Annotated in this window: 13 protein-coding genes; 4 read left to right on the top strand and 9 right to left on the bottom strand. The window is 53.3% G+C overall.

Annotation, left to right across the window (positions count from 1 at the left end):
* Positions 1–31 precede the first annotated feature (31 nt).
* Positions 32–943, top strand: coding sequence for a LysR substrate-binding domain-containing protein (locus FLS37_RS05335; protein WP_157314923.1), 912 nt, complete (start codon positions 32–34; stop codon positions 941–943).
* A 59-nt stretch (positions 944–1002) separates the two neighbouring features.
* On the opposite strand, the gene folE2 is transcribed toward FLS37_RS05335, so the two are convergent.
* Genes folE2 through FLS37_RS05305 form a run of 6 tightly spaced genes read right to left on the bottom strand, consistent with a single transcriptional unit; the run spans position 1003 to position 6923 of the window.
* A complete protein-coding gene (folE2, locus tag FLS37_RS05330; protein ID WP_157314922.1) occupies positions 1003–1806 on the bottom strand; it encodes a GTP cyclohydrolase FolE2 in 804 nt (267 codons plus the stop codon).
* A 34-nt stretch (positions 1807–1840) separates the two neighbouring features.
* Positions 1841–2251, bottom strand: coding sequence for a phosphoribosyl-AMP cyclohydrolase (gene hisI / locus FLS37_RS05325; RefSeq protein ID WP_157314921.1), 411 nt, complete (start codon positions 2249–2251; stop codon positions 1841–1843).
* Positions 2248–4182 (bottom strand): threonine--tRNA ligase, encoded by a 1935-nt coding sequence (thrS, locus tag FLS37_RS05320; RefSeq protein ID WP_157314920.1) that lies wholly within the window; start codon positions 4180–4182, stop codon positions 2248–2250. Before thrS ends, hisI begins: the two co-directional genes overlap by 4 nt.
* Before the next feature lie 43 nt (positions 4183–4225).
* Positions 4226–5563, bottom strand: a complete 1338-nt coding sequence (locus tag FLS37_RS05315) for a dihydroorotase (RefSeq protein WP_157314919.1) — start codon at positions 5561–5563, stop codon at positions 4226–4228.
* Complete coding sequence (gene yidD, locus FLS37_RS05310; protein ID WP_157314918.1) at positions 5560–5838, bottom strand: membrane protein insertion efficiency factor YidD; 279 nt, start codon at positions 5836–5838, stop codon at positions 5560–5562. The genes FLS37_RS05315 and yidD overlap by 4 nt, the downstream gene beginning before the upstream one ends.
* Positions 5835–6923 carry a GTP-binding protein gene (locus tag FLS37_RS05305; RefSeq protein WP_198314494.1) on the bottom strand — a complete coding sequence of 363 codons (1089 nt, stop codon included), beginning with the start codon at positions 6921–6923 and terminating at the stop codon, positions 5835–5837. The genes yidD and FLS37_RS05305 overlap by 4 nt, the downstream gene beginning before the upstream one ends.
* A gap of 93 nt (positions 6924–7016) precedes the next feature.
* Here FLS37_RS05305 and FLS37_RS05300 point away from each other — a divergent pair, with 93 nt between their 5' ends.
* Complete coding sequence (locus FLS37_RS05300) at positions 7017–7472, top strand: transcriptional repressor (protein ID WP_157314916.1); 456 nt, start codon at positions 7017–7019, stop codon at positions 7470–7472.
* 41 nt (positions 7473–7513) lie between these two features.
* Here FLS37_RS05300 and FLS37_RS05295 read toward each other — a convergent pair whose 3' ends face one another.
* A complete protein-coding gene (locus FLS37_RS05295; protein ID WP_157314915.1) occupies positions 7514–8248 on the bottom strand; it encodes an ABC transporter substrate-binding protein in 735 nt (244 codons plus the stop codon).
* A 174-nt stretch (positions 8249–8422) separates the two neighbouring features.
* Here FLS37_RS05295 and FLS37_RS05290 point away from each other — a divergent pair, with 174 nt between their 5' ends.
* Positions 8423–9904, top strand: a complete 1482-nt coding sequence (locus FLS37_RS05290; RefSeq protein WP_157314914.1) for an amino acid permease — start codon at positions 8423–8425, stop codon at positions 9902–9904.
* Between the two features lie 97 nt (positions 9905–10001).
* Here FLS37_RS05290 and FLS37_RS05285 read toward each other — a convergent pair whose 3' ends face one another.
* Complete coding sequence (locus FLS37_RS05285; RefSeq protein ID WP_157314913.1) at positions 10002–10841, bottom strand: ABC transporter substrate-binding protein; 840 nt, start codon at positions 10839–10841, stop codon at positions 10002–10004.
* Positions 10842–10967: 126 nt separating this feature from the next.
* Here FLS37_RS05285 and FLS37_RS05280 point away from each other — a divergent pair, with 126 nt between their 5' ends.
* Entirely contained in the window at positions 10968–12008 is a 1041-nt protein-coding gene (locus FLS37_RS05280) for a hypothetical protein (protein ID WP_157314912.1), read from the top strand.
* A gap of 128 nt (positions 12009–12136) precedes the next feature.
* On the opposite strand, the gene FLS37_RS05275 is transcribed toward FLS37_RS05280, so the two are convergent.
* On the bottom strand, positions 12137–12463 hold the full coding sequence (locus tag FLS37_RS05275; protein ID WP_157314911.1) for a multidrug efflux SMR transporter: 327 nt from the start codon (positions 12461–12463) through the stop codon (positions 12137–12139).
* Positions 12464–12536: the final 73 nt, after the last annotated feature.

Raw genomic sequence — 12536 nt, 5'->3', positions numbered from 1 at the left:
GATAGCAAAATTGGGAAGGATTGTTCTACTGATGACACCAATCGGCGCAGATTTTAACGATTATGTGTATTTCGCCCGCGTGATCGAATTTGGCGGCTTTTCCGCAGCGGCACGGCAATTAGGGATACCCAAATCGCGGTTATCGCGCCGGATTGCCGCTCTTGAGGAGCGTCTGGGCGTGCGACTACTGCAACGCAGCACCCGAAAACTGACATTGACCGATGTGGGGCAAAAATTTCTGGGGCACTGCCAGGCCGTGCTGCGCGAAGCCGAAGCCGCCGAATGCGTGGTCGCCAGCCTGCGCGCCGAGCCAGCTGGGCGGGTGCGCCTTAGCGTACCGCCGGCGATGATGGATAGTCTGGCGGACATCTTGCACCAATTTATCGTCGATCACCCCAAGGTGGTGCTGGAAATTATTTCGACCACTAGACGGGTCGATTTACTGGAAGAGGGCATCGATGTCGCATTGCGCGTGCGCGCCACCGATGATGAAGACCCGCAATGGGCCACGCGGCGACTGCGCTCAACGCGCGCAATGCTGGTCGCCAGCCCGCGCTTGATTGCGCAATACGGCGGCATTACCACCCCCGGTGCACTCACGATGGCACCCGCTCTCGGCATGGTGAGTGCTGACCAGAATATCCATTGGCGACTGGTCAACGCCGCAGCAGAAAGCCGCGAATTTGTGTTACCGCCCCGACTGGTCACCGAGCATTTTGGCCTACGCCGCCAAGCGGCAATCGCGGGCCTGGGCGTCACCATGCTGCCGAGTGATTATGTGAGTGCCGACTTGGAAAACGGCGATCTGGCGGAAGTCCTCCCCGAGTGGCAGTTCCCACTCAGCCATGTGCAGGCGGTGTATGTCAGCCAGCGCGGCCTAGCCCCAGCGGTTCGCGCTTTGCTCGACGTTTTAGCCGAGAAGCTCGGCACTAGCCCGCATTAAGCTTGCCAGAGCGTGCGAGCTCCCAGTCACCAGTGTAATCCGACGCCAAATCTCATCGCTCACAAGCTACTAATCTGGGCGTAGGCCGAATGATTATGTATCGATTCAAAATTTTCAGCTTCGACGGTGTATGAGGCGATGCGCGGGTCTGATTGCAAGCTGGCTACTAGATCTCGCACCAGATCTTCGACAAATTTCGGGTTTTCGTAGGCGCGCTCGGTGACATATTTTTCATCAGGGCGTTTGAGCAGGCCATATAGCTCGCACGAGGCTTCACGCTCGGCAATGTCAATCAGCTGATTCAGGCTGATCTGCGTGCCCGCATGCGGGCGTACCGTGAGGGTGACATGGCTACGCTGATTGTGCGCGCCGTAATTCGAGATTTTCTTTGAGCAGGGGCATAGGCTAGTAACTGGCACTATCACTTGAACACAGAGTGATACCCCATGCTCATCAACCTCGCCAATCAGTTTCACCTGATAATCGAGCAAGCTGGAAACACCCGATACTGGCGCAATTTTGCGGCGAAAATATGGAAAGCTCACCTCGATATAGCCATGACTCGCTTCGAGCTTATCCCGCATTTGCTGCAGCAAAGCAGGAAAGCGCGACAACGATAAATCCACTTCGCCATCATTGAGCAAGGCCAAAAAACGTGACATATGCGTGCCTTTATAGTGCGCTGGCAAATGCACATACAGCGAGAAGTCGCCAATCGTTGGCTGCGCGATACCATCGCTGTCGCTGAAAACGATCGGATGGCGTACTGACTTCACGCCGACTTTCTGAATGGCGATATTGCGCTGATCGTGTGATGACTGAACATCAACCAGTGCTTGTGGCGGGCAAGATAAGGGATTCATAGCGATTCCAGAGGGAGTATGCAAAATAGACGTTTTAGTCCTGAGGACGACTGATGACGACGACCTGATCCGCAGCGATCTCGTTATAAAAACAATTGGACCTCAAGGTATGGCAAGCGGGGCCGTCTTGCCTGACTTGCAGCAAAATGGCATCGCCATCGCAATCAAGACGGGCCTTCACCAGATATTGCGTGTGGCCGCTACTTTCGCCTTTACGCCAGAGTTGCTGACGTGAGCGCGACCAATAGCAGACGCGGCCGGTGGCCAAGGTTTCGAGCAAGGCCTGCTGATTCATCCACGCCAGCATCAGCACTTCGCCGCTATCGTGTTGCTGGGCAATGGCGGCGATGAGTCCATCCTGATTCCACGGGATGGCCGCAATCACTTCGTGTAATGGCTGGCTCTCGCCCAGCTGGGCTTGTTCTAGATTTAGCCAGATGCTCATCCGCCAAGTACCTCCGCGTCGATGGGGACGATTTTGCTCAGGCTGCGAAGTTGCTCAATCGCCTCGGCATGGCTAAAGCTGCCCAGATTTTCACCCGCTTGGCTGCGCAGTGTCAGTTGCGATTCGGCCATTTCCCGCTCGCCAAGCACGACGAGATAAGGCACTTTTTGCAAGGTATGCTCACGGATCTTAACGCCGATTTTCTCGTTACGAACATCCAGTTTTGCCCTAAAGCCGGCTTGTTTTAATAATCGGAAAACCGTTTTGGCGTATTCGGCCTGTGCTTCGCTAATGCTGAGCACCACAATTTGCACTGGCGCCAGCCACAGCGGTAGGATGCCACTGTAGTGCTCGATCAAAATACCAATAAAGCGCTCCAGCGAGCCAAATAAAGCACGGTGTAACATCACCGGGCGTTCCCGCTCGTTATGCTCATTAATAAAGCTGATATCAAAACGTTCGGGCAGATTCAGATCCACCTGCAGCGTACCGCATTGCCAATGACGGCCAATCGCATCGCACAGCACAAACTCCAGTTTCGGGCCGTAGAAAGCGCCTTCGCCGGGGTTGATCTGATATGCAATATTCTGGCTCGCTAGAGCCCCATGCAGCGCGCCTTCGAGTACATCCCAATTTTCATCACTGCCGATCCGGTTTTCAGGCCGAGTCGAGAGCTTGACTTTGATCTCGGTAAAGCCAAATTGGCGATAAATATTGAAAATCAGCTGGATGGTTTGGGCGCACTCTTGCTGCATCTGCGCTTGGGTACAAAAAATATGCGCATCGTCTTGCGTAAAATGCCGCACCCGCATCAACCCATGCAAAGCGCCTGAAGGCTCATAGCGGTGCACTTTGCCAAACTCGGCCATGCGCAAAGGTAGCTCGCGGTAGCTACGAATCCCGCGCGCATACAAGGCCACCGCCCCTGGGCAATTCATCGGTTTTAAGGCGAAAATGCGCTCGTCTTCCGTCGTGGTGGTGAACATATGATCACGATAATTCATCCAGTGACCAGATAGCTCCCACAATCCGCGATCCATTACATCGGGCGTATTGACCTCGACATAGCCGGCGTCATTTTGCTGCTGGCGCATAAAGCTAATCAGCTGTTGAAAGAGCGTCCAGCCCTTCGGGTGCCAAAACACCGCGCCGGGCGCACATTCGTCAAAATGGAATAAATCAAGCTGGGTGCCCAGCTTGCGATGATCGCGTTTCGCGGCTTCTTCTAGCCGGTGTAAATGCGCTTTGAGCGATTTTTGATCAGCCCAGCAAGTGCCGTAAATGCGTTGCAGCATGGCGTTTTTTGCATCACCACGCCAATACGCCCCGGCCACCCGCATTAGTTTGAAATGCTCAATCAAGCCGGTGCGAGGCAGATGCGGCCCGCGACACAAGTCTTCAAATTCGCCTTGTTGGTACAGTGACAAGACTTCATCAGCTGGAATGTCTTGGATCAATTGAGCTTTATAGTGCTCACCCTTGGCGAGAAACAACTCTATCGCCTGATCGCGCGCCAAGGTGCGGCGCTGGATAGGTAAATTGGCCGCGGCCAATTCGCGCATACGCTGTTCGATCTCAAGCAGATCGTCGGGCGTGAAACTACGCTCAAACGCAAAGTCATAATAATACCCGTCATCGATCACCGGACCGATAGTGGCCTGTGCGGTCGGGTGCAGAGATTTCACCGCCATGGCCAGCAGATGCGCACAAGAGTGGCGCAGGATATCAAGGCCTTCAGGATCTTTGGTAGTAATCAGCCGCACTGAAGCATCCGACTCAATGCCAGTCTGGCTATCAACCAAAACCCCATTGACCTGTGCGGCAAGCGTGGCTTTGGCAAGGCCCAGACTGATATCCAAGGCAACTTGATGGGCAGTGATTGGCGCCGCGTATTGAATCTGGCGACCGTCGGGTAAAGTGATTTGTGGCATATAAATAAGGCGTTCGAGGTTCGGTGATGAATGAGAAAGCCGCTTAGCGATTGAAGCGCAGCGGAAGACCTTGGCAGTGCGAATTGATTTCACCGTGATGCCACGCGATCTGACCAGACACGATGGTGGTTTCAATGGTGTGATGAAAGGCATAGTGCTGAAACGGCGTCCAGCCACACTGCGCCAGAATCGGGGCACTGGCCACTGCTTGTGGCGTTGCGTGCCGCTTCACGATGGTCAGATCAGCCCAGTAGCCCTCACGTACATAGCCGCGTTGCTCGATTGCAAAGCGCTCTGCCACGGCGTGGCTGGTTTTGCTCACCAGCGTGGTGATAGGCATGACGCCATCATTCACCAACTCCAACAAAGCGGGCAGCGCATGCTGAACCAGCGGCAGGCCGGACGGCGCTTTCATATAGGTCTGCTGCTTTTCCTGCCACGTATGCGGCGCATGATCGGTGCCGATAATATCCAGCGTATTGCTCAGCAATGCCGCTTGGAGCGCGGCCTTATCGGCAGCGGTTTTGATGGCGGGATTGCATTTGATCAAATGCCCTAATTGGGCGTAATCACGGTCATCAAACAATAAATGATGCGCGCACACTTCGGCCGTAATCGATTTACCGCTTAATGGACCGCTTTCAAATAAAGCTAACTCTCTAGCCGTGGTAATGTGCAATACATGCAGCTGTGTACCATAGCGCTTAGCCAATGACACGGCTAAGCTCGACGATTGATAGCAGGCTTCATCATCGCGAATTAGCGGATGTTGATTTGCCGGAATATCGTCACCAAAGCGCGCGGCCCATGCGATTTCGCGCTGACGAATGCGCGGGGTGTATTCACAATGGGTCAGCAAAATAGTCGGGCAATTAGCGAATAAGTTTTCAAGAATCACCGGATCATCCACCAGCATATTGCCCGTCGATGCGCCCATAAACACTTTAACGCCAGAGACTTCACGCGGATCAAGTTGCGCCACTGTCGCCAAGTTTTCCTTACTCACGCCAAAGTGAAACGCATAGTTGGCCAGCGAGCTATCGGCTGCGCGCAACTTTTTCTCGGCCAGCGCCGCTCGCGTCAAGGTAGGAGGATTGGTGTTGGGCATATCCATAAAGCTGGTAATGCCGCCTGCTACCGCAGCCCTTGATTCAGAAGCCATCGTCGCTTTATTTGGAAAGCCCGGATCACGAAAATGCACCTGATCATCGATCATGCCCGGCAGCACAAAGCAGCCATCCGCATCCAGATCAATCTCGCCCTGACGCCCCTGCAAGCTACTGGCAATTTGGTGAATACGGCCATTCAGGATACGAATATCCACCATGGATTCAACCCCTTCATTCACTAAACGAGCATTGCGAATTAAGATGGGTTTCATGATTTTCTATTCCTGATATATCGATTGAAGGGCGCACGCTCTTTGCACAAATCAGAGGGCACAGGGTCGTAGCCACCGGGATTGAAGGGGTGGCAGCGCAACAAACGGCGAAGACTCAAATAGCCACCGACAAAGAAGCCATATTTCGCAATCGATTCAATCGCATAGCTTGAGCAACTGGGATAAAACCGGCAGCGTGGCCCAAGCAGCGGGCTAATTGCGATTTGATAAAAACGTAAAGCCTTTATCGCCAGAAATTGGAGTGGCTTTTTCATGCCGGGGCCGCTTGGTGCTGCGGATTGAAAAGAATATTTTGGATGTCCTCTTCAATTTCTTTGTGATCGAGCCGGTCAACAATAAACACCAAGCAAGAGCGCCATTCGGGGTCAATCACGCTGTCCAAGGTCCCCAGTGGATAAAGCTGACCGTGCACCCCTTGAATCACTTGCCATTGATCTTTACCTTCAAATTGCACAATGCCTTTGAAACGTAAAATTTGCTTGCCGTAAAAAATCTGCAGCGCTTCCATACACGTAAAAAAGCGCAGTGGAGAGAGTGATTCATTCAAGCGCAGTACGAAGGTTGAAACACCGGGGTGCTGCTCGCCTAAACTTCGACGCGTATTCGACGCCAAACTCGGTCTAAGACGGCCAAGCGGCCTGGCTTGGCCGGTGAGCCAAGTACGCGTGGCTTTGGCGGGCTGGTTGGTTTGCACGGGATTGAGCTGGCCAAACAACTGGGCAATGCTTGCCACTTGATCGCTGCTGATCTGCTGGGCAGAAGCATTCATCGTCGATAGCGTGGCCTCGATTTGGCTGCGCCGCTCATCACTCACCAAATCGGTTTTGCTCAGCACGATCAAGTCGGCCAGCGCGATTTGCTGCGCGGCTTCGGGTCTGCGCTGGATGGTGTCTAAATCCAGCTTGGCATCAACCACAGTGCAAGTGCCATCAAAACGATATCGATCTTCCAGAAAACCCTCGTTTCGCAAGGAATACAGCACCGGAGACGGATCGGCGAGCCCGGTGGTTTCGATGATTACGCGCTTGAACGGTTTGATTTCCTTGTTGGTGACGCGCATGAACAATTGTTTGAGCGTATCAACCAGCTCGCCTTGCACAGAGCAGCAAATGCAGCCCGCTGCCAGTAGAAAAGTGTGTTCATCCAAGACGTTGACCAAGTGATGATCAACACCGATCTCTCCTAGCTCATTAATGATGACTGCAGTGTCTTGAAAATCGGGCTCTTTTAGCAGCTGATTAAGGAGCGTCGTTTTTCCTGCCCCCAGAAAACCCGTCAGCACGGCTACTGGTATCCGCCTGTCAATCTGCTTTTCGGCCCCCATAGCAACTTTTCTCATTTCTAAACAATTGAATGCAATATTATAACATTGCATCAGCAACGTCTAGCGACTAGAATTTCAAGTCAAATCCGTCAGCAGGCGAGTTAAGTGATGTCCACATGCGATCTTCAATCGGCTCTTAGCGAGATCGAGACCATCTGCCAGCAAAAGGCGATCCAGCTCACCCCAATCAGAAAGCTGGCATTTTCACTGCTATTTAGCGCCCCCAATGGCTTAAAAGCCTATGAGTTGCTCGACAAAATCAAGTTACAAAAGTCATCGGCAACGCCGCCCACCGCCTACAGAGCATTGGATTTTCTGCTTGAGCATGGTTTTGCACACAAGATCTGCAAGCTCAATACCTTTGTTGCCTGCAAGCATCTTTGCCATCACGCGGACACACCCAGCTTTTTATTAATTTGCCCGCGTTGTCAGCATGTGACCGAATACGATAATGATTCGGTCAACCATAGTCTGTTGGATGCCTTAGCCGCATCAGGCTTTCGGCTGATGGAAAAAGAAATCGAAATCACCGCCACCTGCCCCAATTGTATTGCGCAAGAGTAAATGAGCGCAGTGATAGAAGCACCAGCACAGAAACTGCTTGGCTAATCGAGCGCTGCGGCGCGTTTTTTCAGTAGCTTAATGGTCTCGGGTTTGCTTGAGCTATTGATGGCGATATATAGATTGCTATCGAGTTCAAGCAAAGGATAGGCAATGCTGACACGTTCGGGTTGTTCGTTGAGCTGCGCCAGTTTGCTGTGGATACCGATTTCGGTGAGGATGGCCAGATCGCAGCGTCCGGCGAGGAGTTTTTTCAGGTTGGCCGTTGAATCGGGCGCCAGATCAATGCGCTCAAACCGCTGGCTTTGCAGGTATTCGGCCCGGTAATCGCCGCGCACGGCGCAGACGCGGTATTTTTTGGCGCTGGCCAGATTATTTACCCGAATATCGGTGCGCTCGCTAAGCCGATAAAAATAGACACTGGCATCATATAGCCGGTACAGATAAGTCAGCCGCGCTTCACGCTCCGGGGTTTTGGCAATCGGGTAAATCAGGACATTGGGCTGGCTCATCGCCTCTTTGTAGGCACGCACCCAAGGCTGGACTTTGATATCGCGGGTCGAATAGCCGATCGATTGCAAAAAGCGCTGCAGCCTAGGCTTGGTCAGGCCGCCAATCCGGCCTTGTTCGTCCACGGTGACATACGGCGGATCGTTCTCGGTATAAATGGTCAACTCGGGCAAGCCAGCTGCCTGTACCGTGCTGCTGCCATACAGTAACACGCTGGCGCCTAAAACAGCCGCCAGGCCTGATCGTAGCAGCAATATTCCAGGCAACATAAGACCTCCAAACAAACCTAAAAATCAGATCATGACCAAGCCTGAAAATCGGCTTGAACTATAGTCAGCCATTAGGGCATTCACAAGGCCTAGGGGATAGCCACAAACGACAATCCCCGCAGTTTAGGGCATCATCATTGCTTATTTTTTAATCAAATTACTGAAGCAGAAACGATGAGCACCACTTCACCTCCGGGCACTTTGCGGCGCAATTTAAAAGCGCGCCATCTTTCCATGATCGCGATCGGCGGCTCAATCGGTACCGGGCTGTTTGTGGCCTCGGGCGCCACCATTGCCCAAGCCGGCCCAGGCGGCGCGATTGGGGCCTACCTGTTGATCGGTCTGATGGTGTATTTCCTAATGACGAGTCTCGGTGAGCTGGCGGCCTATATGCCGGTGTCGGGCTCGTTTGCCACCTATGGTGCGCGCTTTGTCGAGCCGGGTTTTGGCTTCGCGCTGGGCTGGAATTACTGGTACAACTGGGCGGTAACGATTGCCGTCGAGCTGGTCGCCGCGCAGCTGATTATGGCGTTCTGGTTTCCCGATGTGCCTGGCATTTACTGGAGTGGCCTGTTTTTAGCCGTGATGTTTGCACTCAATGTGATCTCGGTACGCGGCTTTGGCGAGGCTGAATTCTGGTGTTCGCTGATCAAGGTGGTGACAGTGATCGTGTTTATCGTCACTGGCGTACTGATGATCGCCGGCATTATGCATGGCGGCGAGCAGGCGGGCTGGCATAACTTCACGACGGGCGACGCGCCTTTTGTGGGTGGTTTACCGGCGATGATCGGTGTAATGATGGTGGCGGGGTTTTCATTCCAGGGCACCGAGCTGATCGGCGTGGCAGCCGGGGAAGCCGAAAACCCGCACAAGGCGATTCCGCGCGCAATTCGCCAGGTGTTCTGGCGCATTCTGCTGTTTTATGTGATCGCCATTTTCCTGATCGGCATGCTGATTCCGTATACCGATCCGCATTTGCTCAAGAACGACATCGCCGACATTGGCCTGAGCCCCTTCACGCTGGTGTTCCAGAATGCCGGTTTGGCCTTCTCGGCGGCGCTGATGAATGCGGTGATTTTGACGGCAATTATTTCGGCGGGTAACTCGGGCATGTATGCGTCAACGCGCATGCTCTACACGCTGGCAACGCAAGGTCTGGCGCCCAAAATCTTTGGCAAACTGGCCAATAATGGCGTGCCGCGCAATGCGCTGTATGCCACCACTGCAGTCGGCATGCTGTGCTTTCTAACTGCGCTCGGCGAAGATAAAACCGTCTATCTGTGGCTATTGAATATGTCGGGGATGACTGGCTTTATTGCCTGGCTCGGCATCGCGGTGAGCCACTATCGCTTCCGCCAAGGGTTTCTGGCACAAGGCCATTCACTTGCAGAATTGCCGTATCAATCGCCATTCTTCCCCTACGGGCCGCTGTTTGCTTTTGCGCTGTGTGTGCTGGTGATGCTGGGGCAGAATTATCAGGCCTTTGTCGCGGGCCATATCGACTGGATCGGCGTTGCGGCGACGTATATCGGTATCCCGATGTTTTTTGCGATCTGGTTCGGCTATCGCATCAAGTACAAAACGCGCTTTGTGCAAAACCATGAAATGAGTTTTGCCGATGCCAACGAAGCGCTGCTGCACGGGGAAAAACGCTAGGATCTGATGTTGTGATTGTTGTTCGAATTGGTCTGTAGGTATATGGATCGAGGAGATATTTAGAAGCCCCGCATTGCGGGGCTCTTGGCATTAGCGCTTAGTTGCCTTCGGGAACCTTGGGCATTTCAATACCATAATATTGTTTGTACAGTTTTTCGGTAAAGCCATCTTTACCGAGCTGTAATACCGCTTGGCTAAAGCGCCCGAGTAGCGAGTCGGGAGCGAGCTTGATGGGATCATTCCCAATAGAAATTTCGTTGAATGGATCAAACTTCGGATTGGGAATATAGCGAGCGTTTTTGGATTTGCGTGAGAGCCCCATCGTGAAATGGCTCGCACCGCCGCAACAATTGGGATGCAGCATCAGCTTATCTTTTTTTGCATAGTTGTTCAGATAAAAACTCAAGGTACTTAACTCGTCAACATACACATCTCCCTTTCCTTCTTCGATAAACTCGATACCTTTCTCTACCTCTAGCTCGGGTGGGGTGCGCACATTGATGCCATATTGAATAGCATGCTTGTAAGCGCCGCCCATGGCCATAATCAGCGTTTTACCACGCATGCTTTGCAATGAGTTCATTAATGGTAAACCACTGCGGGTGAGTGCTACCTGCTGCGAGGGCAAGCCATTTGGAGCAAAGAAGAAATCTTTAGCACGCTCTGGGGAAAAAATGAGTCCCGGATAAAAATCAATCCTGCCACTTTTTACTGACTCCATGATCCGATTTTTCGGCTCACGGATGACTTTGAGCTGGCAGCCAATACGCCGGCTGGCCTCGGTATATAAATCGAGATAAAGCCCTGAGTTGTCAGGCGCAGCCTCAATATAAGGTAGTCGATCCGTGGTGCGATAACCCATGATCATGGTACAGCCTTGTGCAGTCCCCAAGGAGGAAAGGGTTAAAGTAGTGAAGAAAATCAAGCTGCGGTACATGACTATTCCTCCTTGCACGTCAATTTGATCAAGACTTGCATAGTAGAGATCAAGTTTAAACCTGATTTATCGGCTTGGCATGGCTTATGCATGGCATCAACTTCTACCCCCGTCAGGAGTGTTGTCATGCATATTCTGTCCAGCCAATTGCAACTGAGCAGCGCGCACGAGGAGCAGAGCGAGCGCTGGCTCAGCAGCGAAATCGCACTGTCGAAACAGCCCAGCTTTAGCAGCCTGCTGGCGCAAGTCAAAGCCGAAATAGGCAGTAACCCGGCCACGCCTGCGGCCGAAACCGAGGCCGCGCTGGAAGCCAAGCGCAAGCGTTTTCAGTCTTTGCTCGCCCTCCTGTTTGGCGATCACTCGCCATGTCAGGCCAAGCCCATCACCCCGCTCCCAGCCCCCGACCTCAGCAACACAGGCACAGCACCAGCAACGCCACAATGGCTGGAGACCACCACCCGGGTGCATGTGCGCGAAAGCGAATCGTGCAGCATGAATGCAGTCGGCAAAGTTTGCCTTGCCGATGGCAGCCAGCGGCAATTTGCAGTGGATTACACACTGCGGCGCGAAGCGAGCTATAGCAGCGTTAGCAGCACCCATAGCGTCCTGCGCGATCCGCTGGTGCTTGATTTTGGCGCACCCGGCATGGCGCTCAATCAAACGCGTGTGAATTTTGATCTGGATGCCGATGGCCAGGTCGAAGCGCTGCGCCTGCCGCAAGCCGAGCTGCTGTTTGTGGATCGCAACCAGAATGGCAAAGCGGACGATGGCACAGAGCTGTTTGGCGCACAAAGCGGCAATGGCTTTGCCGAGCTGGCGCGGCTTGATCGTGATGGCAACGGCTGGCTCGATAGCGGCGACGCGGCGTTTGAGCAGCTCAAGCTGTGGCATAGCGGCAGCGATCAGGTGCGCAGCCTGCATCAGGCTGGCGTGGGCGCGATTTCGGTGCAGTCAGTGGCCACGCCTTTTAGCGAAAAAGCCGCCGATGTCGTGCTGGCTCAACTGCGCGCCAGCGGCATCTGGCTAGGCGAGCAGGGCGGCGCTGGCACGGTGCGGCAGATTGATTTGAATACCGATCTGGATCAGCCATTCACGCGCGATACGGCGGCCAATCTAGGCGGGAATCCTGCCCCGGATCAACCAACCCATTTCACACACAAAACCTAAGCGCTACGTCATCCATCACCCTGATGGATGACGGCCCCTTCTTCAAGCCTCGTTTCACCAAGGGGTATATTAATACAGACCAATCTAGATAAAGCCTACACGTCAATACTATGGCTAGTATATCGAGACTAAAGTCCGGCGCTTCTGGAAAACAGATTAATCACCAGCACCCCACTGATAATCAGCGCAATGCCCACCATCGCCGGCAGATCCAAGCTTTGGCGATACAGCAGCCAGCCGACAATGCTAACCAAAACAATCCCTATCCCAGACCACAGCGCATAGGCCATCCCCAGCGGGATACTGCGTAGCGTGAGCGACAAAAAATAAAACGCCGTGCCATAGCCTACCACGACCAGCAGCGACGGTAATAGACGGCTAAAGCCCGCCGTGGCCTTGAGCGCTGAAGTGGCGATCTCCTCGGCAATAATCGCAATAGCCAGATATAAAACCAATTTATAAGCGCTCCTGATTCACCCTGCACACAGATGCGATTATTCACGGTATATGGCTACATTTCACGCAAAT

The sequence above is a fragment of the Chitinibacter sp. GC72 genome, from assembly GCF_009760905.1.
In the GTDB taxonomy this organism is placed as follows: Bacteria; Pseudomonadota; Gammaproteobacteria; order Burkholderiales; family Chitinibacteraceae; genus Chitinibacter.
The sequence above is the reverse complement of the archived record's forward strand: the minus strand, read 5'-3'. Positions and strand labels throughout refer to the sequence as shown.